The 26,021-nt window shown below is 60.2% G+C and carries 18 protein-coding genes, 2 tRNA genes and 1 pseudogene; 7 read left to right on the top strand and 14 right to left on the bottom strand.

Translation table 11 applies throughout. The features are described 5' to 3' along the window. Positions 1–204: 204 nt before the first annotated feature. The gene (locus HDG39_RS03370) at positions 205–423 is read left to right on the top strand and encodes a hypothetical protein (RefSeq protein ID WP_184003276.1); all 219 of its coding nucleotides are present in this window, start codon (positions 205–207) and stop codon (positions 421–423) included. Positions 424–471: 48 nt separating this feature from the next. Here the strand turns inward: HDG39_RS03370 and rpiA are convergent, their stop codons facing one another. From rpiA to rnr, 3 genes are all read right to left on the bottom strand, one after another. Continuing rightward, positions 472–1,167 (bottom strand): ribose-5-phosphate isomerase RpiA, encoded by a 696-nt coding sequence (rpiA, locus tag HDG39_RS03365; RefSeq protein ID WP_184003274.1) that lies wholly within the window; start codon positions 1,165–1,167, stop codon positions 472–474. Positions 1,168–1,418: 251 nt separating this feature from the next. After that, positions 1,419–2,162, bottom strand: coding sequence for a 23S rRNA (guanosine(2251)-2'-O)-methyltransferase RlmB (gene rlmB, locus HDG39_RS03360; protein ID WP_026225426.1), 744 nt, complete (start codon positions 2,160–2,162; stop codon positions 1,419–1,421). A 132-nt stretch (positions 2,163–2,294) separates the two neighbouring features. Further along, entirely contained in the window at positions 2,295–4,778 is a 2,484-nt protein-coding gene (gene rnr / locus HDG39_RS03355) for a ribonuclease R (protein WP_184003272.1), read from the bottom strand. A 414-nt stretch (positions 4,779–5,192) separates the two neighbouring features. Here rnr and HDG39_RS03350 point away from each other — a divergent pair. The 3 genes from HDG39_RS03350 (at position 5,193) to HDG39_RS03340 (ending at position 6,977) form a co-directional block, all read left to right on the top strand. Further along, positions 5,193–5,279, top strand: a tRNA-Leu gene (locus HDG39_RS03350). Between the two features lie 229 nt (positions 5,280–5,508). After that, a tRNA-Leu gene (locus HDG39_RS03345) sits at positions 5,509–5,595 on the top strand. Between the two features lie 155 nt (positions 5,596–5,750). Further along, positions 5,751–6,977, top strand: coding sequence for a tyrosine-type recombinase/integrase (locus HDG39_RS03340; RefSeq protein WP_184003269.1), 1,227 nt, complete (start codon positions 5,751–5,753; stop codon positions 6,975–6,977). Between the two features lie 543 nt (positions 6,978–7,520). Here HDG39_RS03340 and HDG39_RS03335 read toward each other — a convergent pair. Further along, a complete protein-coding gene (locus tag HDG39_RS03335) occupies positions 7,521–8,873 on the bottom strand; it encodes a hypothetical protein (RefSeq protein ID WP_184003267.1) in 1,353 nt (450 codons plus the stop codon). A 53-nt stretch (positions 8,874–8,926) separates the two neighbouring features. Between HDG39_RS03335 and HDG39_RS03330 the strand changes: the two genes are divergently transcribed. Further along, positions 8,927–9,445, top strand: a complete 519-nt coding sequence (locus HDG39_RS03330) for a hypothetical protein (RefSeq protein ID WP_184003265.1) — start codon at positions 8,927–8,929, stop codon at positions 9,443–9,445. Positions 9,446–9,505: 60 nt separating this feature from the next. Here HDG39_RS03330 and HDG39_RS36015 read toward each other — a convergent pair whose 3' ends face one another. The 8 genes from HDG39_RS36015 to HDG39_RS03295 form a co-directional block, all read right to left on the bottom strand. Continuing rightward, complete coding sequence (locus HDG39_RS36015; protein WP_221305621.1) at positions 9,506–9,844, bottom strand: ubiquitination-like system serine protease family protein; 339 nt, start codon at positions 9,842–9,844, stop codon at positions 9,506–9,508. Next, complete coding sequence (locus HDG39_RS03325) at positions 9,844–11,235, bottom strand: ThiF family adenylyltransferase (protein WP_184003263.1); 1,392 nt, start codon at positions 11,233–11,235, stop codon at positions 9,844–9,846. The genes HDG39_RS36015 and HDG39_RS03325 overlap by 1 nt, the downstream gene beginning before the upstream one ends. Beyond that, complete coding sequence (locus tag HDG39_RS03320; protein ID WP_184003261.1) at positions 11,232–12,365, bottom strand: multiubiquitin domain-containing protein; 1,134 nt, start codon at positions 12,363–12,365, stop codon at positions 11,232–11,234. Before HDG39_RS03320 ends, HDG39_RS03325 begins: the two co-directional genes overlap by 4 nt. Positions 12,366–12,454: 89 nt before the next feature. After that, positions 12,455–15,877, bottom strand: coding sequence for a UvrD-helicase domain-containing protein (locus HDG39_RS03315; protein WP_184003259.1), 3,423 nt, complete (start codon positions 15,875–15,877; stop codon positions 12,455–12,457). Between the two features lie 2 nt (positions 15,878–15,879). After that, a complete protein-coding gene (locus HDG39_RS03310; RefSeq protein ID WP_184003257.1) occupies positions 15,880–16,473 on the bottom strand; it encodes a hypothetical protein in 594 nt (197 codons plus the stop codon). Beyond that, the gene (locus HDG39_RS03305; RefSeq protein WP_184003255.1) at positions 16,470–17,255 is read right to left on the bottom strand and encodes an RNA polymerase sigma factor; all 786 of its coding nucleotides are present in this window, start codon (positions 17,253–17,255) and stop codon (positions 16,470–16,472) included. The genes HDG39_RS03310 and HDG39_RS03305 overlap by 4 nt, the downstream gene beginning before the upstream one ends. Before the next feature lie 64 nt (positions 17,256–17,319). Continuing rightward, on the bottom strand, positions 17,320–19,533 hold the full coding sequence (locus HDG39_RS03300) for a S8 family peptidase (RefSeq protein ID WP_184003253.1): 2,214 nt from the start codon (positions 19,531–19,533) through the stop codon (positions 17,320–17,322). After that, positions 19,530–20,693, bottom strand: a complete 1,164-nt coding sequence (locus HDG39_RS03295; RefSeq protein ID WP_184003251.1) for an AAA family ATPase — start codon at positions 20,691–20,693, stop codon at positions 19,530–19,532. The genes HDG39_RS03300 and HDG39_RS03295 overlap by 4 nt, the downstream gene beginning before the upstream one ends. A 529-nt stretch (positions 20,694–21,222) precedes the next feature. Here HDG39_RS03295 and HDG39_RS03290 point away from each other — a divergent pair. Both HDG39_RS03290 and HDG39_RS03285 read left to right on the top strand, forming a co-directional pair. Continuing rightward, positions 21,223–22,055 (top strand): annotated as a pseudogene (locus tag HDG39_RS03290) (DUF932 domain-containing protein). Positions 22,056–22,182: 127 nt separating this feature from the next. Continuing rightward, entirely contained in the window at positions 22,183–24,372 is a 2,190-nt protein-coding gene (locus HDG39_RS03285) for a ParB/RepB/Spo0J family partition protein (RefSeq protein ID WP_184003249.1), read from the top strand. Positions 24,373–24,418: 46 nt separating this feature from the next. Here the strand turns inward: HDG39_RS03285 and HDG39_RS03280 are convergent, their stop codons facing one another. Next, positions 24,419–25,093 carry a hypothetical protein gene (locus HDG39_RS03280; protein ID WP_184003247.1) on the bottom strand — a complete coding sequence of 225 codons (675 nt, stop codon included), beginning with the start codon at positions 25,091–25,093 and terminating at the stop codon, positions 24,419–24,421. Continuing rightward, the gene (locus HDG39_RS03275) at positions 25,086–25,778 is read right to left on the bottom strand and encodes a nucleotide-binding protein (protein ID WP_184003245.1); all 693 of its coding nucleotides are present in this window, start codon (positions 25,776–25,778) and stop codon (positions 25,086–25,088) included. The genes HDG39_RS03280 and HDG39_RS03275 overlap by 8 nt, the downstream gene beginning before the upstream one ends. Between the last annotated feature and the right edge of the window lie 243 nt (positions 25,779–26,021).

The raw sequence follows: 26,021 nt of genomic DNA, 5'->3' as shown, positions 1-26,021 counted from the left end.
GCTCGCCAGTCCAGCCCACACCTTTACGATCGGAGCGCTGCGCGAGCGACAGGCGTGCGACGTCGACGGCCGCCGTGCCGCGCGTGCCTCGCGTGCCTCGCGTGCCCCGCGTGCCCCGCGTGCCGTTTGGCGATCGGAGCAGTCAGTTGGGAGGGCCGGGTTCGCCCTGGGGAATTCGCCGGGCGCTGCACGGCGCGCGACGCAGTGGGGCTGCTGTCGGACGGTCCGTTGTGCATGCGCTTCGAAGCGCTTGGCGCGCGGGTGATTGGCGACGCGCGCGTGTCGGACATCGCGCGGCAGGCGTCGGCGGCCAATTGTCTGCGCACGGTGCCTGGCATTTTCCGCCAGGTGCGCGCGATTGCCGCCGCGGCGGCCGATATAACCGGAATCGTACGGCACGACCGCAACAAAAAACGCGTGTGAACCGTTGGAACGGCTCACACGCGTCAGAGCGAACAGAAACGCATTCGCTTAATTCTGGCCGTAAGTGATCGTTTGCACGCCGGTGTCCGTGCCGAGCAGGCACAGATTCGCGCCGCGGCCCGCGAACAGGCCGACCGTGACGACGCCGGGCCATGCGTTGATATGCGCCTCGAGCGTGCGCGGGTCGCTGATGCTCAAGCCCTTCACGTCGATGATCTCGTTGCCGTTGTCGGTGATGAACGGCACACCTTCTTTCGTCACACGCACAACGGGCACGCCGCCCAGCGCCGTCACGCGCCGCCCGATCGCGGTGCGCGCCATCGGGACGACTTCGATCGGCAGCGGGAAATGGCCCAACGTTTCGACGACCTTGCTCGCATCCGCGATGCAGACGAATACTTCCGACACCGACGCGACGATCTTCTCGCGCGTGAGCGCGCCGCCGCCGCCCTTGATCATCGCGCCGCCGTGATCGATTTCGTCGGCGCCGTCGACGTACACCGGCAGCGAGTCGATCTCATTCAGGTCGAGCACCTTGAAGCCGTGCGATTGCAGACGCGCAGTGGTGGCGAGCGAACTCGACACCGCACCGCGATAGCGGGATTTGGTGGCGGCCAGCGCGTCGATGAAGCAGTTCGCGGTGGAGCCCGTGCCGACGCCGATCACCGAGCCTTGCGGCACGTTGGCATTCACGTAATCGGCGGCGGCCCGGCCGACCAGTTGCTTGAGTTCGTCTTGAGTCATGGGAGAGGCGGCAGAAGCGTGAAAAACCCGTAGTTTACCGGAGTGGCGCGGAGAAGGCCGGGTTTGGGTGGCTTTGTGCCCCGGATCAGTCAGACGGAGATGCTGAGCAATCGGCTATGGGCGGGGCTACGCTAAAGCGCCTCCTCCTGCGCAAATAGCTGCATTTTCCGCACTCAAAGCAAAACGCCCGGAACCACCACCGCGTTCCGGGCGCCAACAATCGGCCAACAACAAGAACGACGACACCAAAACTACTTCTTCACCGCCCGCTGCCGCACAGCCTCGAACAGACACACTCCGCTAGCCACGGATACGTTCAAACTCTCCACCGTCCCCGCCATCGGAATGTTCATGACGACATCGCAGGTTTCACGCGTCAGACGTCGCATGCCCTCGCCTTCGGCCCCCATCACGAGCGCCACCGGCCCGTCGAGTTCCGTTTCGTAAACGCTTTTCTGCGCGTCGTCGGCCGTGCCGACCACCCAGACACCCGCGTCCTTCAGTTCGCGCAGCGCGCGCGCCAGATTCGTGACCGTGATGTACGGGACCGTGTCGGCCGCGCCGCTCGCGACTTTCGCGGCGGTCGCGTTCAGTCCCACCGCGCGATCGCGCGGCGCGATCACCGCGTGGGCGCCGGCCGCATCGGCGACGCGCAGGCAGGCGCCGAGATTGTGCGGATCGGTCACGCCGTCGAGCACGAGGATCAGCGGCGAGCCGCTGATGCCGTCGAGCAGTTCGGCGAGATTCTGCGCGAGCGGCAGATCGCCCGCGCGCGCGACCACGCCCTGATGACGTTCCGTGCGCGCGAGGCCCCACAGACGCGTTTCGTCGGCGGCGATCAGACGCACGCCCGCGTCCTTCGCGGCCTGCAGGAATTCGGTCATACGACGGTCCTTGCGCGTCGCGTCGTAATAGACATCCTCGACGGTCGACGCATCGTGCCGGATACGCGCGGTCACTGCGTGGAAACCGTATAAAACCTTATGACGTGCCATGACTGAACAACCTTTGATGGGGCGCGCATTCAACGCGCGCCACTGTGATGAATATGAAACCAAAAGGCAGACCGCGCGCAACCGGCACGTGCTCACGTGCCCGCTGCGCGCGGTCCCGGCGCTGTGAAAGCCTCAGCGCTTCTTGTGTGCCTGCTTCGACGCCGCCTTGGTCGCGGCACCGTGCTTCCTCGCCGCGCGCGCTTCCTTGAGCGCCGCGCTCTGCGCGGGCGCGGCTTTCTTGCGCCGCGGACCCGGCACCGACGCGCCACTTTCCGCCGGCGGCAACGACCGCACGCGCGGGCCAGCGCCTTCACCCTTGTCCGACGCCATACTGCGTGCCGCAGGCGGCTTGATCGGCGTATCGCGCACAAGGCGGAAGTCGATCTTGCGCGCGTCGAGATCGACGCGGCTCACCTGCACGCGCACGCGGTCCGACAGCCGGTAGCGAATGCCGGTGCGCTCGCCGCGCAGCTCGTTCTTGATCTCGTCGTACTGGAAGTAGTCGGAGCCGAGTTCGGTCACATGCACGAGGCCTTCGATGAAGAGCGAATCGAGCTGCACGAAAATGCCAAACGACGTGACGCCGTTGACCATGCCGCCATACTCTTCGCCGAGCTTGTCGCGCATGAAATAGCATTTGAGCCACGCTTCGACATCGCGCGATGCTTCGTCCGCGCGGCGCTCGTTCGCCGAGCAGTGCAGCCCAAGTTCTTCCCAGATCGCCACGTTGTTCGCGCGCCCGCGGGCGCCGCGCCTTTCCTCGTCGGCCTGCTGCATCGCGCGGGCGCGCGGCGACAGTGCGGTATTGAGTTCGACGCCGTGCGGCGGCTGCGGCTGATACTTACGGCCCTGCAGGATCGCGTAGATCGCGCGATGCGTGAGCAGGTCGGGATAACGGCGGATCGGGCTCGTGAAGTGCGCGTAGGCCTCGTAGGCGAGGCCAAAGTGGCCGATGTTGTCGGGGCTGTAGACCGCCTGCTGCATCGAGCGCAGCAGCATCGTCTGCAGCATCGAGGCGTCGGGCCGATCGCGGATCTGCGCCATCAGTGCGGCGTAGTCGCTCGCGTGCGGCGTGTCGCCGCCGCCGAGCGTCAGGCCCATGCCGCGCAGGAAGGTACGCAGGTTCTCGAGCTTTTCCGCGCTCGGGCCCGCATGCACGCGGAACAGGCCCGGATGCTTGTTGCGCTTGAGGAAGTCCGCCGCGCACACGTTCGCGGCCAGCATGCATTCCTCGATCAGCTTGTGCGCATCGTTGCGCGTGCGCGGCACGATCTGCTCGATCTTGCCCTGCGCGTTGCAGACGATGTACGTCTCCGTCGTATCGAAGTCGATCGCGCCGCGCTTCTGACGCGCCGCGAACAGCGACTTGTAGACGCCATACAGATTCTGCAGTTGCGGCAGCAACGCGGCGCGGCGGGTCGCTTCCGGGCCTTTGGTGTTTTTCAGCACCGCGGCGACTTCCGTGTAGGTGAGCCGCGCGGCCGAATGCATGACGCCCGGATAGAACTGATACGCCTTCACGTCGCCACGCGCGGTGACGATCATGTCGCACACGAGCACGCAGCGGTCGACTTGCGGATTCAGCGAGCACAGTCCGTTCGACAGCTTCTCCGGCAGCATCGGGATCACCCGGCGCGGGAAATACACCGACGTGCTGCGCTCGATTGCGTCGGTATCGAGTCCGCTTTGCGGAAGCACGTAATGCGACACGTCCGCGATCGCGACGATCAGGCGGAAGCCATCGCCGCGGCCCACTTTCACCGGCTCGCAATAGACGGCGTCGTCGAAGTCTCGCGCGTCCTCGCCGTCGATCGTGACGAGCGGCACGTCGCGCAGATCGACGCGATGGCGGATGTCGGCTGGGCGCACTTCGTCGGGCAGCTTCGCCGCTTCCGCCAGCGCGGCCTCGCCGAACTCGTGCGGCACGCCGTACTTGCGCACCGCGATTTCGATTTCCATGCCGGGGTCGTCGATATCGCCCAGCACTTCGACCACGCGGCCGAGCGGCTGCGAATGACGGCTCGGAAAATCGGTCAGTTCGACCACCACGACCTGGCCAACCTTCGCCTTGCGGGTGTTCTGCGTGATCAGGATGTCGTGGCCGATGCGCTTGTCTTCGGGCGCGACGATCAGCGCGCCGTTCTCGTTGAGCAGACGGCCGATCACGCGCTTGTTCGCGCGGTCGGTGACCTCGACGATGTGCCCTTCGGGCCGCCCACGCCGGTCATAGCCGACGATGCGTGCGAGCACGCGGTCGTTGTGCATGACCTTCTGCATCTCGCCGTTGGGCAGGAACAGGTCGTCCTGGCCGTCGTCGCGGATCAGGAAACCGTAGCCGTCGCGATGGCCCTGGACGCGGCCCGCGACGAAGTTCGACGGATGGGTCAGTTGATAGAGATTGCGCTGATCGAGCCGGATCTGGCCGTCGCGCTCCATTGCGCCGAGACGCTTGAAAAATCCTTCGCGCTCCTGGCGTTTGATCGACAGGGCTTCGGCGATGTCGTTCGCGGCAAGCGGCATTTCACTCGTGCGCAGCACGCCGAGGATTTCTTCGCGGCTTGGAATCGGATACGGAAATTTGCTCAAGGGCTTGTCGATGATTTTTTCTCGTTGCATGGACGTCGGTCGGCGATGTGATCCGGCCTGGAAGGCGTTTGCGTAATGCGCGCAGTCGCGCTCGGCTGCATCTGCACGGCGGCTGCGCTGCCTCGGTCATTGCACCTGCTGCTTTCTGCTCTTCTGCTCCATTGCGATTTGCACTGGAAACTGCCTGGCTCCTGCTCGTTCGACGCCAGCCGACGCGCGTCTGCCTGATCGCATGTCGACACTCGCGTCGGGACGCCGGATGTGCATCGTGCCAACGAACTACTGCGAGGCATTCTAACACCCGTGTCGGGCGCCACGCGGGCCTGCGGCGGTGGTTGGGACGCATCGTTCGCCGGGCCCGCCGCGAGGTTGAATCACGTTCGGCAAATCGCTTGACAGGTCGGAATCTGTCGCTATAATGGCGGTCTTTGCTGTTCATCACCTGCCCAGGTGGCGAAATTGGTAGACGCACTAGGTTCAGGTCCTAGCGGTGGCAACACTGTGGAGGTTCGAGTCCTCTCTTGGGCACCAGATTCAAAAGTAGAGCCGCCTTTTGGCGGCTCTACTTTTTTGTGTAAGGGCCTGGTAGTCGTAATCGCTGTTTGTGTTTCGATTGCCGGATCAGCAGGACGGTGGTTCAGTAGCGATTGCATTACTTCGCTGCGCATTCAACCGGGCGGATGAGAAAAGCAAGTTTGTTTGAAGCAGAAATTGACAAACTTAATCATCTTGCTAAACTAGCGGTCTAGCTTGAAGACGTGCCCAGGTGGCGGAATTGGTAGACGCACTAGGTTCAGGTCCTAGCGGTGGCAACACCGTGGAGGTTCGAGTCCTCTCCTGGGCACCATCAGTAGTTCCGGCGTAAGCCGATGTAGTCCGAGAAACCCCGTAAGATCATGGTCTTACGGGGTTTTTTGTTTCCGCGGACGACTGTCGAGTTCCGGTGGCATCGACGATTTTTGCGTATACACTTGCGTATACGCGGAATCGAGGTGCCGGGTCATGCCTAAACGCGTCGAACCGAAGTCCGAGGTGGTCTTTCGCGTCGCCAAACCGCGCGAGCGCCCCTATCTGCTCACCGACGGGAATGGGCTCGCTCTGCGCGTCTGGCCGGACGGGAGCAAGACTTGGCTGCTCCGCTATCGCCGCCCGGGCACTGGGAAGGAAAACTTTCTCAGCCTCGGCCCCTACCCTGAGGTTGCGCTCGTCGACGCGCGCAAGTCTGCCGTGATCGCTCGGAGCCTCGTACGAGAGGGTACTGATCCCGTCGAGCACCGCAGGGCGGAATCTGCCGCACGCAAACGGGTCGCAGAAGGGGCGTTCCACCTCGTCGCCGAGAATTGGCTCGCCTTCAAACGGAAGGAGTGGGCCGACGAGACCTATCGCAAAGCGGAATTCGTAGTTCGGCAATACCTGATCCCGCCACTACGCAACAAGCCCATCTCGACGCTCGCTACATCGGAAGTCAAGCCGGTGTTGGAAGCAATAGCGGCGCATGCCCCCAACCTCGCAACCAAGGCGCGCCAATACGTCGGCGGCATCGTAACCTACGCGATCCACCATAGCCTGAGAGAGGACGGTATTCCGTTGTCGCTGCGCGGCGTCATCCCGCGACACGAGAAAGGTCACATACCGGCGATTACGAAGCCCACCGAAATCGTCCCGCTCGTGCAGGCCATCAATACATACCAGTCGCCAATCACGAGGGCAGCTCTAAAGCTGACCATGCTCACTGGCCTACGTCCCGGAGTAGTGGCGACCGCACCGTGGGACGAAATCGATCTTGACGCGGGCGAGTGGCATATCCCCGCCAGCCGGATGAAGATGCGCCACGACCATATCGTGCCGTTACCTAAACAGGCGGTTGCGTTGCTCGGCGAATTACAGTCGCTCACAGGCCGCGGGCACTATGTGTTTCCGTCGCCCGCCCGCCAGAAGACGCCGCATTTGCACCGAGACGCGTTAAGCAAGGCTTTGCGCGACATGGGGTTCCAAGGAAAACATGCAACTCATGGGTTCCGCGGTATGCTGCGAACCGTTGGCAGGGAGCGGCTTGGCATCGACATCGATGTTCTCGAAGCGCAACTCGCACACGCGAAACGAGGTGACGTACAGAAGGCCTACGACAGAACAACCTTTGACGATGACCGTCGCCACGTGATGCAAGAGTGGGCGGACTACATCGACGGACTATGTACAACAACACCGCCAGGGGGCGCGGCAAACTGAAATTGCTTGTAAACAAACAAGCTCCGGGGATGTGAGGTCATCAGCGAAAAATCGACGAACCCTAGCTTGCAGAACACCGGCGGCGCCATGGCTGACTCGGTGGCGTCATGGCCATCTTCTCGCGTTTCTCAAACGTCTCGAAGCTCGCACCCGGCTGGCCCCGACCATTTACCGAAACCGAGCCGAGGCCCACAATTCCCACTCGATTGTCAATCGTGAAGCTCAACCCTTGTGGCGACGGCGTTTTCGCCCGATCGTGTAGCTCCAATACCGTCAGCGATACCGAAACTTGTGCCTAGCACTTGATGGCTTTGGTCGGACGGCACTGGAAGTTAAACACCGCTCAATCAAAAAAACATCAAAAAAGGTAGTTTAGGGCGACTTGCGAAGAACGATACCGTCATCGATGCCGGCGGTGTACGCACCCATTTAACGCTGTCCTAATACACTCTACGTGCTGCGATCCTCAACTCAAACTGTCCGGTTCAAGCACAGCGTGTGCTTGGGAACCTCATAGCGCAACCCTTCGACGCGATGGCACGATTAGATGTTCGCGGGTACAGATGTCGTTCTACGCAGTTCCACCCACTTGAGAAATTCGTCGATGTCATCCGCACGACCTGCGGAATGAATGTACGCCTCAAGTTCAATCACAGCCGTCCGGAGAACCGTAACCACGAAGCCTTCCATGCCTGACCGATCAATACCGCGAGCGTTAAGCGTCGACCACGTCCCATGTAGGATTCGGGAGCGGTCGCGAACAACATTGCGCGCAAATTGCCGCGCAGTTAGCGGAGATCCTGGCGTAATGGGATCGTCTGGCCCCAGGCCAAAGAAAGCGCTCAAAATCTCAAACATGCGCCGCTCGCTGCCCTTGCTGCTTTCCGCGCGGAGCAATACTTCCAAAGCTGTTTCAAGTTTTGCTATCGCAATAGTATCGATGGATTCAGCCAAAGCTTGATGGAACCAATAGGCAGCGTCACACCAAGCTCGCTCAAGCGCCGGCAGACGAAACGAACCAGCAGCAAATGAACGCACTACATTCCCGACGGCTACAAAGATGGGTGCGGCCTTTTGCAAAATATCAGGCAGCGTGCCTTGGCCAATTGCCATTCCGGGCTCTTTGCGTGTCCAGCCAGCGTTATGGTAACCGTCGGCTTCTGACAAGGTGCGTTTTTGCGACGTTCCTCGCCGAGCATCGAGTCGCGCCATAGTGCGCGTGTCCAGATAGGGAGCCGCAAGCTGCAGCCCCACGATCACAAGATCGACTGCAAGCTCGGCTATTTCTTCGGCACGCTTTTGCTCGCAACCATCGACGGAAACGCGTGCCAGCCAATCGGCGTCTTGCTCTTGCATCCATCGTACTAGGTCGTCGAATCCCTGTCGATCCAACGCCGCGTCTTCACCGCCGCGCGGGTAGAAACTGCTGGTCGCAACACGATCGATAAATTCGAATGTGACAGGTCCAATCTCGAAGCGTGGCGCAGGTGTTCGACTGATTACACACGGCACGAAAACACGCCGGGGCGACGCCTTATCGGCAAACCATTTCTCAAAATGTGCAACGACAGCCTCGGCATCCTTGCTTCCGACGGTCGATGGATCACGGCCGACATAGTCTTCAATGAAACTAAACAGCTCGGTCTGGATGTCCACGTAGATGGCACCACGCTCCATCCCGGGAAGGCGATCCAAAAGGCAATCGGTAAGCTCGGTGAACGCGTGATGCCCGGGCACTCGAATGGCAATAATACCACCAGCCTTCTGGCGTACATGTCCAAGACCTTCCCGCCGCAACAGTTCTTGTGTCAAGCTTTCAAATGGCAGCGGTCGCCCCTCAAGATGTGTAGCGAGCGTTCGCAAAAGGCCAATTTCTCGTGTGAGCGACTCTTGCATGTATATGTGTTCCTTCTCGTCGGTTAAACACTCGTCTGAGTCAGACTGAACCCATGCCCTTCAAACCAATCGACTCTGTTATGCGGCCCGATCCGCGCTTCGCCGATCTTTGCGTTGTCGAAAACGGCCTTGCACGTCCGATGATACTAGCGGATCACCATCAAACACTCGCGGGTATTGTGCTGACAGCTACAGTACCTTCCGAGGTAAGGGACTCGTTCGACCGCGCACGCAACACGATGATTTACGCGTTCTTCGACTATGATCTCTTTGTGGTCGGCGAGGTACAAGCTTTCGGCTCCTTCGAGTTAGCCTTAAAGCATAGGCTCAATGGTCACGGCCGAGCTTCGCGCGGAACGCTGCGGAATCTCGTGGATCGAGCCCGCAAAGCAGGTGTCCTCCCTTCCATCACCTCTGGCGCTCCCGCGTTGATGGATCCGATTGAAGCCCTCATCGCGTTGCGCAACGGATTGTCCCACGGCACTTCGGACATTCACTCACCAGGCATGGCGTTGCAGGTGGTGACTGCATGCGCTTCTTGGATTGACCACATCTATACATCGACACCTTAGCTGAGGCCGACCGCTCCTTTCGTTTTCCACCCGTCGCGAATGCGCCCTTCTCCAGCGACCTTAGCACCAGTGAATACGGCCTTCGCGCACCCAGAAATGAGAACGACAACCCCTTTGCATCCAGACCGATGGTTTAAGCGTGGGTGCACCGTTTGCATCGACTTCAATGTCCCAGCGAGGCCTGCCCTCCGCAACAACCAATAGCTCGATTGCATGCCCGCAACCGCAGGGGCAACGCATCCCAACGCACCAATCCTCGCCATCGTCACGCATAAGGATCAGGTCACGTCTGGGCAGTCGAGAGGGCAAGCTGTCACCCTCAATGACACGCAGCCGGCGACGCGGTCTAATGCGCGCCAGCGCGTTACGCCACCATTTTCGTATATTCGTCGCATTCATCATCGCCCGGGTCCTTTGAGCATCGGCATGCCCAGCAGCGGCTCTGCACTACCGCGCGCAAGAATGGGATTCGATGTACGCGTAAAAGCCGTCTCGGCGGAATATTCCTCCTCACAGGCTGCGAGGCTAAACTCTGTGCGCGCATAAAGGCCGTTAGGCTCCAGCCTGAAAGGATATGCACGCGCTATGAACTCGTTTACGCAGGCGGAGGCTGCACGCATATTGAGCGTAATTACCGCCGGCGCTTCGTCGACAAGGCCCCTAAGATAGCCGGCTTCGAATTCTTGCTGATGTGCCTCGGGCGCCACGTTCCGGAGATATTCACCACGCAAGCTCTCCGGCGTATAGATGCCGCGATCCCGGAGGGTGGAGCCGCCAGGCTGAACATAATCGATGCGCCCGCACACGTCGGCGATCGCGAACGTATCTTCCTTTTTCCGCACAGGAATCACCACGCCAACATCGAACAGCGGCAGCAGGAATGCCGCCGCAATCAGGTCAGCGATATGCCGAGCCTCCAGGGTATCAACGCAACAGAAGACAACATCACAATCAGCAGCCGCAAGCACTGCATCCCGAGTCGTGATCGAAGCCGGTACCGGAATGGCGACACCTTCACCGCGATAGCCATTCACCGCTTCAGCAAACACCTCGACCTTCAGGCGACTAGCATCGGCGTCGGCGCGGCTAGAGTTGAGAATCCGGTTCAGATTCTTCAATTCGACCCGGTCAAAATCGACTGCCTGAATGCGACCAAATCCCAGACGAGCAAGCTGCTCTGCGACGATCGACCCAGTTCCGGACGCACCGATCACCAAGGCGGAAAGCCGGCCCAGTTCGGTAGTCATGCCGCTGGTGAACGCGACGGGCCGATTCCTGAAACCATGGTTGATAACACTGTCCGCCCACCAATAGCGCAAATCGTCACCGGAGACGGTAACGAGATCAATCGGTTGCTCGTGAAGGCCAGAATCGTAGAGGCGCGCACGAATCGCGCCGTCTTTTGTCATGACCGCTGAACCATGCAAGTCACCGAACGCATGAAACAAGCTGGGAATCACCCGTCGGTCGCTTTCATCGTCCGCGACTGAGAACGCAAGAAGACCGCCGGGATGCGAATGGATAAGGATCACAATACAGCCGTCGGGCTCGGCTACATCGATTGCCTGCTCCAAGTATTCCCCTGACCAGGTGATCGCATCACGTTGTCGGTTCCTGCAGACGATATGCGGTACAAGGACGGCATCCCGGACCAGGAGACGGAGTCGCGGGCTAGGTGTACGCGTACAAATCAGGATGGCGGCCGCCTCCAGTCCGTCCCCCGGAAAGAGATGGTTCTTCACTTCGGCATGTACGGCACCGCTGAAGGCCAAAGTTGTTTCGAAAATCATTCTCCTACCTCCTTGGATAGTGCCGCATCGACCAGGGTGAGCTGGGTCACCACGTTGTCCGTGGCAGGATTCCAAGGCGCCGCCGGGCCGCGGTATCGGGACCAGCCGTGATATTCGGCGCCGAGCACAACTCCACGAAGCTGAGTCCTGTCGATTGTCCGCCCGCAAGCCAACGCGAGCGGCGGGTAGGCATAAAAGCCATAGATCTGTGCGCCCGGATAGGTGGGCGGGATCTCCAATGCCAATTTCGTTTCGGTGACGGTATAGCCGGTCGGCAGTGGATAGTCGTGGAGGAGAAGCCAGCGCCGATTGGCTTCAATAATGGTTTCCCACCTCAGGCCGAGGCGATCGAGATGTGCTTCGTCGATGCCGAGCAGAGCGAACGCCCGGCAAGGGTTTGCCGGCCCCTCGCCGTTGTTGACGTCCTTCGGCGTGAGCCGGAGCTTTTCGATGCCCGGAGTACGCAGATCGATTTCGGTGGCGAGCTGGACAGGCTGCTTCGGCTGCCCGGCGATCTTGAGGAAAATCTGCCAGCCTTGATCCGGGTTGAACCCTGCCTGGACCAGCGCTTCGCGCACCACAATAGTCGGCGCGGGAAGCTCCAGCAACACGCCCTGCACGTTCAGCTTCCACACGCGCTTGCGGCTAACGAACGCTTCGACCCCTGCAGCGTTGAGATCGACAAGATCGTGTTCGCCCAAGAGGCGATCCGATTGATCGTGCCGTTCGAAGTAGATCGCCCTGTCGGCAGGTACTTGCCCAAGCTTGCGCAAGAGTCCTCCCGAGACAATGCGGCAGGGCCAATCGAAACGCTGGCCATCGATAGTAAGCCGGTAGGCGCGATCGCTCTCGACGATAACGAAGCGCCGTTCCGTCCGGCGCAGATCCACGGTTTCCGTGGGGCGGATGTCCTGCAGTTCACCGTCAGGCAAGGCCTGCAGCACACTGACATCATCAACCGACTTGAAGCCGGCGGCAACGACGAGTTGCCCGCCGGTTGGGGTGGGGTCCTCGATACGGACCTGCCGATAAGTCAGGGTTTGATCGGCGATTTCGATGATGTAGTGGGCTGCGCCGCCACCATCTTCGTCATGAATCCGCTTATCGCCGTTATTAGCATCAGTTTGCATATGATTACCTTTCTGTTGGCCGCTGCGGGAGTGCAGGTTTCTGGCCTTCAGTCAGTTAATCGCAGCCCATTTCTGAACCGGAAAGCTGCCTACGATTTTTTTATTGTCACGGCGCCACCCGGCAGATCGCCACAAATGAAGAAACTGGGGCAGCGCGGACAGGCGCGCGCTTCTGCCTTGGGCGGAAAGTCGCCGGAGCGGACGCTTTGAACGATGTTCTGAACTTTCTGTCGTCGTGCCTCAAGTTTCTTCGCCGAGATCGACATGGGCACCGTGGTCTCGCTGGTCAGGAAAGTTACCTCGACCTGCGCTTGACCGCCATAAGCCTGCACCGCGGCGAGATGAAGAATGGTGTATTCGATATCGTCAAAAGCATTCGACCGTGGTTTGCCGGTCTTGACCCGCCCGACCACGACTTGCCCTTGGCCACCACGGGTAATACTATCCGGCCTGACGAAAATGTCACCCTCGGCCCAACCGAGCGAAAGCGGCGCGACCGGAGAGCGGACGCCAGTGCTTCGCGTTTCGACGAGGTAGGCAACCAGGCGGCGACCGATGCGCCGATAGTCATCAGCATACCCATGATCCACTGCGCCCTTCACCTGCCATGCCTCCTCAAAGCGTGTGTCGAGTTCGGCTTCGCTCGGGGTCGTCGTTTCGTGGGCCGTTTTCAGCCACTCGAACACGTCGCTGACGACGTTGTGCATCTTCATGAAAGCTGTTTCCGTACGACGCCCGCCGAGCTTGAGCACGTGCGTGTACAGAAACCGTCGCGGGCATCTTTCAAACAGGTTGATCTGGTTCTCGGTCCAGGCCGGCTTTTCCTCCCAAGTCATATCCATGGCGGTTGCTGGCGTAGCCACTCCGCCGCACTGAGGCGGATTGACTGGACGGACAAGCAGACGATCGATTGCCAGAATGAATTTTGAAGGGTTGCGTACCTTGCCATCGGACTGAACCGAGGACGCATAGAGAAATAGCCGATCACGGGCGCGCGATAGCGCTACGAAAAACAGGCACTCCTCTTCTTCGTCATGCCCCGCCTTGACCGCCTCCAATCCGGTCAAGCCCTGCGAACCGTGAATCAAGCCATCCGGGGGCACGCAGCGCGGCGGGGTGTTGTTGCGTGGTAACCCGGAGGTCACCATGCCGGGAATATGCACGATGTCGAACTCGAGACCCTTGCTGCCGTGGATCGTCATCAGGCGTACAGCGTCAATCCCTTCAGCAGCCCCCGGCATTTGCCGAAGACCTCGATCCTCGGAGAGCACGAGGAGACGGCGAATCCGATCAAGCAGGCGCACGCCCGGAATTCCGATTCCCGCTGGCTGGCGACGGCAGAAGTTGAGGAATTGCCACAGCGCGAGCCCCTTCATCCGGCTTTGAGGATTGTTTGCCAGATACAGGGTTTTTGCCATACCTAACCGGTCTATCACCCATGTCACCAGGATGGTCCAAGGGTTGCCCGTCGGATTCAGGCCGGCAAAGAGGTTCGCTACGCGAGTCAACGCAGCCTGGCTTCCGGTCGTAAGGTTTGGCAGCTTCGCGCCGACCTGCCGCCAGTCGAGAGGAGCAGCATTGTTTTCTCTGAGATATCCGATGATTTGCATCACATCCTGCAACGGCATCTCGTGCGACGACATCGTGGCGGCTCTGATCAGGCCCGCCGCATACGGGTCCGACAACATCGAAAGCAAGGCAAGCAAATCCTTGATCTCCGGGCGTTCAAAGAGGTTGCCCAGGTGCAACACTGGAATACCTCTTGCCTCCAGGCCTTCGGCAATTTCGCCCAGGCGAGCGTTAGATGCGCAGAGCAGCGCCTGTCTGCGAAATGGAACTCCCGTGTCGTGCTGCTCCTGGATCGCAGCCGCTACCGCCGATATTTCATCGTCGGTTGATTTGACCACCCGAAATTCCGCCCGTGTATTTAGGGCACCGCGATTAGCCACCAGTTGCAGAGGTAATGCGCCTCCCGATGCTTTCATCGTGCCCGAAAACGCAGTGAATACCTCGATGACCTCCTGACCCGAGCGATAGTTAATGCCTAGCTGGCGCACCTGTGCACCAGGGAAGTCCGAAGAGAACTGCGCCATGTTGGTAGCCGACGCACCACGAAACCGATAGATGGACTGGCGCGCGTCTCCCACGACCCAGAGATTTCGCCCTTCGCCTACAATCGCTTTCAGCAGACGCACCGACGCACGGTTGACGTCCTGGTACTCGTCAACGAGAACATGCTGGTGCCGCGCCTTCAACGCACCGCGCACTTCAGCATCGGATTCGACCAACCGTACAGGTTGCGCGACCAGGTCTCCGAAATCGATCAGTTGCCTTGCTGCCGTGAGCCGCTCATAAGTCTCGAACAGCAGCGCAACCTCCAGGCACTTCTCTGCGCGTTTAACTGCCTCTGCGTCATGACCGGCGTTGTTCGCCATGGCCTGAGCCAAGGTGCGATACGCTGCGGCATCTATAACCTCGTCCTTGGCTCGCGATATCGCATTGAGCATGTCACTGAGATCAAGCGTCGGGTCCCACAGATTTCGATAGTGACGAAGCGGCAGCCGGGGTAGTTCGTCTTCAAGCAGTTCGATCGCTTCTGGCTTATCAATCAGGCGTGGATCGGGCGGGAGCCCTAACTTGTCGTGAAAGCGACGAACGATATCCAGGCCGAAAGCGTGGAACGTACCGATCCACATTGCTGCTGCCGCTGCCGGGTTGCTTGCAGCAAGCCGCTCGCTCAGTTCATTGGCCGCCTTATTGGAGAAAGTAAGAACCAGGATGGACGTGGGGTCGACACTTTCAGCAAGCAGGCTCTCGATACGATGTACAAGCGTTCGCGTCTTACCTGTGCCTGGTCCCGCCTGTAGCTGGAAGGCACTATTGCGATGGCTTGCCGCTGCGACCTGGGTCGGATCAGGGGTCAAGGCTGAAGCGGAAACGGCGACTGGTTCGAGCGACGACTCGTCGGGCAACAATAGCGCGTCGAGAAGCTGCTGCTGAACCACCGGCAATGGGACACCAAGTCGCGCCGCAATGTCAGTTGAAGAGCGGCCATCATGCAGATGGAGATGCCGGACCATCGTACGCGGCAGGAGAAGTTCGCGAGCAAAGAGATCCATGCGGACCTCCCGCCGCTCCCGCGCACCATAGTCGAGCACTTTTTCAATGCCGACTGGAGCGTCCTCCATAGAGCGATCCGGTTCGACGTGCTCAGTCACAACGTCCTGAGTTCCGCCTTCCAGGACAACGTGCCCAAGTTCATGGGCAATGAGGAAAGCGCGGTCAAATTCGGACCCAATGTCTTCGTAAAGAATGATCCCAGCCTGACTATCGAAGGTCGCTCGCCCACCCTTGAGTTGAGAATCCCCTGCTGGCAACGCATACACGTCCAGCTCTCTCCGGATCGCCTCCTGGCGGACAAAGTCGAGCAGTGCCCAGGGATCGTTACCCGCCGCGACCGCTGTTCTATGGATGTGTTCTGCTTCTCGATGAGCCGCCTCGGTCGCATCCATGACTAATCCTGCAGCGCCTTGAGGGCTTGCTGCTGATCGTGCGTAAGTTGCGAGGTCTCGACGGCTTTTTCAAACGAAATCTGTTCGGTAACCGTGGGCTTCACGGCCGAGCGGAAGCTGTGCCCGGAAACCATGGCCGGCGGATTTCTTAGATAGTCCGTGACAGCATCTGTCGTTGTCTCCAACTCGGTCGCGAGCCGCTGAACAAAGCGGCGCGGTATCGTCGCTGCGTCGATTGCACGATCACGCAGGCGTATTAATAGTAAATTAGTGATGTCGAGTTTCTTCGCTAACGATCGCAATGCGGTCGGATTAAGCGTGGCAAAAGGGTTTGCGACTGACGAACCTCTAGTTTCGTTAATAACGGATTGAAATCGCTGCCAAGCCCGATCTACCGCCTGCTCTGACGTTCCCACAACTTCGTCAGTACGCGTTGCATCCACCATCAATTCAATCGAACAGGCGATGAGCGCTTGCGCATGCTCCGGGTAATCCGTCAGATATTTCTCTAACGTCTTGCGGTCATGCGTCGGTTCGATTGAAAAGGCAAGCAGAACCTCTTCCTCACTCCGACTTGACGGTTGTTCAGCAATCATTTTGCATTCTCCTGTTGAAGAATGACCATGAGCGTCTTGTAAGCACGATCACGACGGTTGCGAACCGTCCTTTCGTCACACTGCAGAATGCGTGCGATGGTCATGACATCTTTATCCTTTGAGTCGATCTGGAATCCTTGTAGGAGCAACCCGATGACCTGCTTCTGGTCATCGGGTAGACGGTCAATCGCAGCGGTCAGCTCCAACCGGAAAGCCGGATCATCAAGTTTTTCAGGATCACCGCCTAGAAAGTCAGCGGCTGCCGCTTCCACCTCAGCCGAAATCTCCAAGCCGTCGTCGTTGTCCGTGCCCAATGGCACCGTGTCTACAACTGACGGGCCGATCTGGCGCAGCGCGGACGTGCGGAAGGCTGCGAATGCCTTGTCGAAGCGGATCTCATAGAAGTCGAGCGGACCAATGCGCCCCCCACAGTCCTTGGCGACGCGCTCCGCAAACCGCTCCATGATCTCTTCACGGATGCCTCGGGCGCCGGCTATGCGTGACTCGGGGATGGCCGAGCACAGGGATTGCTCGATCCGTTTCATCAGAATGCGAAAGATCTTTTCGAAATCTCCCCTCATTCCCTCAGCCCAGGCTCGCCGCAGGAAATAGACCAAGGCTTCCGATGGCACGTATCCAGGACTCTTCCTAGACAGCATAGCAAACTGCTGAAGCCGCTCTGCGACATCGACCGCCTCCAGCTTCCTGAGCGAGGCTTCGATTTCTGGAGGGCGTTCGTACGGCACACCGTCTTTTCTTTTTCGTTTAAGCGGTTCCGGCATCGCTGCCTCCGTTATAAACAGCCCAGTTGATACTGAAAGATCCAGCGTCGCACTCACCGTGCTATCAGATGCGGATCGGCAACGACACCTGCGGTTGAATTGGTACCAACGTCTTGGCGTAGGCACGCAGGATCTCGTTGTAAAGATCCGCATGCTTCGGAGCTTCGACGGTGATGATCAGCGCATAACGAATCTTCTCGGCCCCGGCTGCCCGGCCGCCGGCTTCGCGCGCGTTGTAGTGGATATCGAAGACAGGATTGTTGAGGGTGCTGCCGCGCATGTTCTTTGCGCTGTGCAGCACAGTCTCCCATTTGCCCATGTCGGAGCGCCGTTCTTCCTCGGTCGCGTATTTCTTCATGTCGAAGAAGCTCTTCGTATCGGCGTTGGTCTTGCCCGCCTTAATTTTCTCGTCACTGGGACGAAAAACAACTTCCAGGCCCGCGCGGGTGTAAGCGGCGGCATCCTGCGGATCAGTTGGCGAGGCATAGCAAAAGGTCGCCTTGAGGCGGATGCTGCCTTTCAAACCGCCGACCGGGAGCGGCAACGAGGCGCGAAGGTATTTGCCCGGTTTCAGCTCGCCCTGATAGACGATGCGCGCCACCCCTTCCGGGCAGGTGATGATGCTCATCAAATCCTCGGGTACTTTGCCCCAACCCACCTCGAGCTTGTCGTGCATCGCAGCGTCCGCGGCATGCACTAGGAGTGCCTTGATCGCCAGAGGCGTCAATTCAGCGCCGAGGATAGCGCGGATGCCGACCGCACTGCGCAACAGGTAGGGGGAAGCGAAACTGGTGCCGAGTTGCGGCGAAAGCCGAGCTTTTTTGCCCGGCGAAAGCACATGAAAATAGTTGCCGGCGTCACCACCGAAAGCCATCAAATCGGGTTTGACGACGCCGGGACTGCGGCCAGGACCCATCGCGCTGTAAGGCGCGCGAGCCCAGCTCGCTTCAGTGTTGTTGGCGGCACCGACTGCCAGCGCATTCACAGAGTCCGACGGGACCTGGACGCGAGCATTTCCCGAAGCGCGGTCCATCTGTCCATTGTTGCCAATCGCCACGCTCATCAGCGTATCGCCGTCGCTCAGCAGATCGTCAATGACCGAAGTCCAGGCATGAACGTCGGTGTCTTCGATGGGTAGATCTGGGCCGAGACTGAGGTTGACGAACTGATACTGGCGCGACAACAGAACCTGTTCGACGAAGCCGAGGGTTCGGTAGAGTTCCAAGGGGTCTTCAGTGTCAGCATCCTTGTCTAGCACGCGCAAGTGATCTACATAAGCGAAGGGACGGGCCGCAGCGCCATCCGGTTGGATGGGACCAAACAGGAACGCGGAGCTGACTGCCAGACCATGCTCCAGGCCTGCTGGGTCGTCCTCGGCATCTTCGTCGAGGATGCGATAGGAGCGCAACCATGGACCGATCGCATGCTGCTTCGGCAAACCGCCATCGAGGATCGCAACCTTCGGTTCCGACGATAATGGTTGCTCGGTCGGCAGGCTGCAGCCGACCGACACTTCCCCCACGCGCTGCACGGGGCGCATGCCGCGTAACTTGGGAACCGGACGGATGACCCGCACGAACACGAATTGCGCGAGCCGTTCAATGCGGTCGTGTTTGCCTTCAACCGGTACGAACCACAGGCTGCCTGCCGTGAAACCGAGATCACTGTGGACTTTGACGCCGACCTCCTTGGCATACTTCACGAAGGCCTGCTGGACGAAGGTACGGCTTTCAGGCAGCAGGTGAATACCGACCTCGAAGAAGCGATCCTTCGCGCTACCATAGTCGGCGATGCGTTCCTTGGGAGCAAACACCGAAAACTTTTCGATATGCGCCAAGTCCAGCGCTTCATCGGATTCAGGTTCAATCTGTTGAGTCCATCCTTTGAGGTTGCGGAATGCCTGACGCTTACCGGCGACAAACAGTTCAGTCGTCGTGCACTCCTCCGGCGTCCCCTTCTTCGTCCAGCCATCGGGCACCACCTTCACGGTGCGGCTGCCAACTGATTCCAAGCCGACGGTACGTAGCATTGCCACCGGGAAGAAGGATCTCGCGATGTAGCTCGGGTTCATCGTCAGCCGGGCAACGCCGAAATCACCAGGGCAGGCGTCCTGTGGCAAGGCATCGAGTGCCGTGGTCGTCTCGGAAAACTGCGGCGTCAGCCGCTGCGTGGCTTGCTCAAAGCTGTATACCTCAGCCTTGCCCGGCATGCGCTTCGGGCCCTTGATATCGTGAGTCAGCAATTCGCCGCGTCCGATTAGAAAGTTCGTTTGGCTCATGCGTCAGATTTCCTTTTCGGGTTCTTATCTGCGGACAGTTGCTCGTTTGTGTACTTACGGATGGTGTCGCGGCTGACGCCGGTGATGTCGGAAATCGTGTGCTGCGATAGGCGCGTCTGCTTGGCCAGCAACACCGCCAGATCGATGCGCGGTTGGCGATCGAGAACAAGCGCACGCGACTTGATGAACTCTTCAATGAGATCGGCATCGGAAGCGGTGCCAAGCGCCACTGCGCGGCGGAAACGCTGGAGATCGCGCTCGATGTCACTGAATGATTCGCCGTTGAAGGCGAAAGTGAGGATGTCGATCCAGCGCCCGAACAACGCATAGTCAGGGCCCAGGAACCGCTTGATCGCCGACTTGACGGCCGGCATCTCAGGTGTCTTGAAGTTGATTACCAGATCGAAGCGACGCCACAACGCAGGATCGATCAGGTCTGCGTGGTTCGTGGCAGCCAATAGCAATCCGGTCGCCGGCCATTCATCGACTTCCTGCAGGATGACGGTGACCAGGCGCTTCAATTCACCGATGTCGGTGTCGTCGCTGCGACGTTTGGCAATAGCGTCAATCTCATCGAGCAGCAGAACGCAAGGGCTGCGTTTCGCGAAATCGAGTGCGGTACGCAGATTGCTGCCGCTGCGTCCGAGCAGACTGCTCATGACGGCAGTCAGGTCGAGCACATACAGCGGCACGCCCAGTTGCGCGGCGAGCCATCGAGCGGTCAGGGTCTTGCCGACGCCCGGCGGTCCCACAAAGATGGCAGAGCGTGTCGGACTCAACCCCATTGACGCCAGACGCTCCACCTGCCGGCGCTCCTGGATCAACTGACTCAGAGTCTCTTCGAGATCAACCGACAGCAACGGTTGCTCCCGGTCTGGCGTGTCCTTGAACACTTTAAGCAGCGAAAGCCGCGACTCATCGTCAACCGGCAACGGTTGCGCGGGCGCCGTCGACTGCGCAGCCTTGCGTAGAGGGGCACCCGTTCGAGGCGTCTTCGCGCGCAAGTAAAGATCCATCTGTTCGGCCAGCGCCGGATCGGTATGACGGTATTTGCGCACGAGCCTCGCTACGAACAGCCGCACATCTTCGGTCTGTTCGGCAAGAGCCAGCCGGATCAACTGGGCTAAATCTGATTGGACTTCGTTCATTTCGTCCAGCATTTCATTAAGTCGTTGATTTGAAACTGATTTATATAAATATAAAATGGACTAATCTAATTATCTCATGTTTTTCTGGTGGTGGGTTGCCTTCGACGGCGAGTGTGGTGTCTACCGTACCGCGTCTCGGCGCTGTCGGACATCAATCCCTGGCGCAGCAGTCAACCCCGCCACCTTCTATTCCAGCGCGGCCGTCCGGCCACGCAGCCGCGCTCACCGCGCGGCCAGCACCCACCAGGTCTACCCCGAAGCCTGGCATCCACCTGGCTCCCAGGTTCCCGCCCTCACCCCGCGACCGTAGCCGATAGCGGGCAGGCATCAAGGGGCGAGGGACCGTGTTGCCCGCACCCCTCCCTCGCCTTTTTCCTTGACACCTGCCCGCTATCGGCTCCTTGAGTCGCACGGGCGCGAACCAGGGAGCCTGGCGGCAGCAAAGCCAACCCCGGGTTCCACCGGGAGGTGCCCAGCCGCAACGGCAGGACACACCCCATCGCCCGGTCAGTGCCCTCAACCCTTTGCTTTGGAGATTGCCATGCAACTCGCCTCTTCTTTCCGTCCCGGTTCCCCGGTCCTGCGCTCGAATGCGCCGCTTTCCGACGATCAGATTCACCATGTCGCCCCGTCCATCTTTGCCGAAGGCAAGCACGGCAGCCGCTCGAACCGTTACACCACATTCCCACCATCGACGTGCTGCGCGGCCTGCGTAACGAAGGTTTCGAGCCGTTCATGGTCTGCCAGACCCGCGTGCGCGACCAGAGCAAGCGCGAATACACAAAACACATGCTCCGGCTTCGCCACGCCGACACGATCACCGGCGACGAAGCCAACGAAATCGTGCTGCTGAACTCGCACGATGGCACCAGCAGTTACCAGATGCTCGCCGGAATACTGAGATTTGTGTGCCAGAACGGCATGGTCGCAGGCGAAAACGTCCGGGATGTCCGCGTGCCCCACAAGGGCAACATCGTGCAGAACGTCATCAACGGCGCATTCGACGTGCTCGACGGCTTCGACCTGATCCGCGAGCAGAAGGACGGCATGCAGGCCGTGACCCTGAACCGCGACGAGCAAACCGTCTTTGCCCGCTCCGCGCTCGCCCTGCGGTATGACCCGACCGACGCCACCGCCCCTGCGCCGATCACCGAGAACCAGTTGCTCTCTCCGCGCCGCTTCGAGGATCGCCGCGACGATCTCTGGACGGTCTTTAACCGCGTTCAGGAAAACCTCACGAAAGGCGGATTGCACGGGCGCTCGGCAAGCGGGCGCGCGATGTCCACCCGGCCCGTGACCGGCATCGACCAGAACGTGAAGCTGAACCGCGCACTGTGGATGCTTGCTGACGCCATGCGCCAGATGAAGGCGTAAGCCTCACCGGAGGGGTGCGCCGACAGGCATCCCTCCATTCATTCGATCAGGAATCCTATCCGAGTCCGTTCCTGATCGAATCCAGTGAAGTGCGACCCGGGACCTTTCTTTCTATCTGGAGCCAATCATGGAAGCCCAAACCATCACCCAAGCCGTCGAAACCACCGACGCCACGGAAACACCCCTGCTCGAAAACAATTTTGGCAACGAGCAGCCGATTGTCACGGTGCCCTATTCATGCCTGCGTCGCTCCCCGCTCAACGCGCGCACGAAGCCACTCAACGGAATTCCGGGTCTTGCGGACAATATCGCAGCGAAGGGGCTGTTGCAGAATCTCGTCGTACATGAACTGCGCGGATCGCGTGGCAAGCAGCGCAAGCTCGGCGTCTGCGCCGGTCAGCGCCGCCATGCGGCACTCGACCTGCTGCACGGAGACAAGCGCATCGGGAACGATTACCCGGTTCCTGTGCGGATCGTCAGCGAAGGGGAAGCCCTTGCCATTTCGCTGATCGAAAACAGTCACCGCGAAGGTCTCGACCCGTTCGATGTGCTGCGCTCGTTCAGGATGCTGGCCGAGGAAGGTCGCAGCGTGGACTATATTGCGGCACTCTTTTCTGCTGCGCCGATCACGGTCAAGCGGCGTCTCAAGCTCGCCAACGTATCACCCAAACTGCTCGCCCTGCTGCGCGAGGATGGGATTACCCTCGACCAGTTGGCCGCGCTCGCGCTGGCCGACGACCATGAAACGCAGGAACGCGTCTGGTTCGATGCGCCGAACGACTGGCAGCACGCGCCGCAATATCTGCGGCAGGCGATCACGCGAGCCGAAATCGACGCGAGCCGCAGCCGTCTGGTGCGCTTCGTCGGACTCGCGGCCTACGAGGCAGCAGGCGGGTACGTGAGACGCGATCTGTTCAGTGACACCGAAAACGCCGGATTCATCGCCGATGTCGAACTGCTGCAGCGTCTCGCAGGCGAAAAGCTCGAAGCCGCTGCGGAGGCTGTCCGCGCCGAAGGGTGGAACTGGACGGAGACGCGCATCGAGCGTGACGTGCTCGAACTGAACCGCTTCGGCAGACTCCATCCGCTCGACCGCCCCTATACGGAGGACGAGCAGCGTGAGATGGATGCCCTGACCGCACGGCAGGACGAACTGACTGAACGGTATGATGCGCTCGCAGAGGACGACGAGGATGCCTATGAGGAAGGCGAAAAGCTCGAAGCCGAAATGAACGAAGTGACCGCCGCGATTCAGGCGCTGGAAATCCGCACGCAGGCATGGGATGCGCAGCAGATCGCGGAAGCGGGCGCGTTTGTCATCCTCGACCCGCAGGGCAACCTGATCATCGAGCGCGGTCTGGTACGCCGCGAAAGTGATGATAGACGCGGCGAAGGCGGAATCCCGGTCGGACAGGCCGTCGCCGCGCTCAAGGAAGCAAACCGGAAAGCCAAGCCGGTCCACAGCGCGAAGCTCTGCCAGCGCCTGAGTGCCCATCGTACCGCCGCCGTCCACGCGGAACTGATCGCGCAGCCTTCCGTCGCCCTCGCCGCCCTGCTGTTCCGGCTCACGCCGGTCGCCTTCCCCGAGCGGTACGGCGTCGGCCCGAGCCGGGACTATCTCGAACTGAACGCAACCAGCAACCATGATCTGCTGCTCAAGGCGGCCGACGATCTGCCTGCCAGCACGGCGTGGGGCATCATCGACGTGAGACGCCAGCAATGGCTCGCCACACTACCCGGGAAACTGGCCGACCTGCTGCCGTGGCTGATCAAGCAGGACCCCGGCACGACACTGCTCGACCTGCTTGCCTTCTGCACCGGCACCCTGCTCGACGGCGTCACCGGCACGGAGGGGCCACACGCCGTCAATGCCCTGAGCAATGCGCTGCAACTCGACATGACCCGGTATTGGACGCCGACCCGCGCCTCGTATTTCGATCACGTCAGCAAGACGCGCATCGTGGACATCGCCATGCAGGCGGTTTCGCCCAAGATCGCCCTCGACCTCAGCAAGATGAAGAAAGGCGATGCCGCCGCCTCTGCCGAAATGCGACTGGCAAAATCCGCATGGCTCCCGGAAATGCTCACCGATCGGGAAGTTCCGTCGATTCGCGCCCTCGGCGTGATGAACGACCCGGACGATGAGGCCGACGAGGATGATTCGGAGAACCCGCAGAAAGTCGAAGCAAATGAGGCAGGTTCTCCGGAACCTGCTCCCGCAACCGGCACCGCAGAGGCAGACAACAACCTCCCGGCATGGCCCTTCCCGACCTCCGCCAGCGTCACGACGGCGGAAACCGTGCAGCACATCGCGTGATAACCCACTCCCCCGCCTGCGTTCGCGCGTAGGCGGGGCATATCGTTTACCGGGCATGCTCGCCCACCCAGAATGCGGCAGCGACCAGCGTCACAAGCAGGCAGGCCGCGACGATCAATAAACGACGCAGTGTGCGAGTCAAACGCCCCTCGGTCACTTCGATGCTCGCTTGTGCCCGTGTTGCCGCTTCCGCTATGGCTCGCTCGAACAGGCCGACCGCCCCGTCCATCCGCGTCCGCTGATCCCGCGCCGCCACCGCCGCCGCACCGATGAAACGGTTGCAGGCAATCCCCGCGACCCGATTGGCCATTCGGTCTGCGAGCACAGTTATCGATGCTTCGCTGAGTTTTGCCAGCGCGGCCTGGTACCTCGCTTCGTGCTCCCGGGTCATGTCCTCGGCCAACTGGATCGTCGCCTTGCAACGCGCGAGCGCGTCCCGATGCTGGCGCATCAGCGCATCATTTGCCGCCTCGGCCTCCCGACGCACCGCGTCGAAGCTGCCATCACCGGCCCGCCGGATACGCTCAGGTATCGCCTCATATAACCGTGCGTAGTATTCGAGCACGGCGATGACGGACCATAGCGCATCGTTGTCGCGCAGTTTCAGGGTGCTGGATACTCGGCGTATGCGTAGGAGGCTGGCGTCGTCGGGCACCTCGCCCGTGGCGTCGAAGAACAGACGGGCGAGCACATCAGGCGACTTCGCCCGCCCGTTACGCATTGGCCGTCACCTTGGCGAACATGGCATCGCACAACGAACGCCAACGCAACAATTCGACCCGTTCTCCGATATGCATCGTCTCCGCTGCCTTGCGGATCGACATGCGGTGACTGCGAAGCTCGTCGGCAACGCGATCCGCGAGATCGGGAAAGTCCAGCGAATGACCGCGCGTTTCGATGGAACGGCGGAGCTGCGATCCCTGATACAGCGTGAACTTGTCAGCCGGACCGAAGTAGCCGTTGCGCACGACATTCGTTACGGCGTCCGGGAACGTCCGGCTGAAAGCGTTCAACAGTTCAAGGCTGTCGCGTTGCCGGTTGATCACCCACAGGACAACAAGCTGGCGCCGAAGCTCGCCAAGCGCACCGGCCAGTGTCGCGCCGAACTGCTCGACACCCGTCTGGCTTCGCGCCGCCGTGTTGATGACGATTGCAGCGTCCCGTTGCTCATCGCAGAAATTGACGAGACCGATCCAGCCGTTTGCATCGTCCAGGTTGTATGCGATGCAATGCATCTCATCCTGAACTGCTTTCATCACGTCCGGATTGGAGGTATCGGTTTCCACCAGCGCCGCATGAATATCTCGCCGCAGCAGATAATCGACCAGCGCGAGCGCAACAAAGCTCTTGCCCACGCCGCCCTTACTGCCGCCAACGAGATAGATGGGGTAAGTCGTCATATTCATTTGAATCCTCTAAAGGTTCTCAGTGTCGGGCGTGATCTCGAATGAGAACGCGTCACGCATCACCATGGTTCCCGGCTTGTTAGCTACCTTTCCCCCATCCCGCTCTTGATTCTTTCTGACGGCTTCCGCGCGCGGTACGTCGCCCTTACCCCCCGCGTCACAATGGTTGTCGCCTGGATAAAATTGGAATCTGGGGGCGATAAAGAGAGAACAAGTTGGCGCGTTACGGAAATACATTCAAGG

Origin of the sequence: Paraburkholderia lebeckiae, from assembly GCF_014201005.1 — a bacterium.
Classification (GTDB): Bacteria; Pseudomonadota; Gammaproteobacteria; order Burkholderiales; family Burkholderiaceae; genus Paraburkholderia; species Paraburkholderia tuberum.
The sequence above is the reverse complement of the archived record's forward strand: the minus strand, read 5'-3'. Positions and strand labels throughout refer to the sequence as shown.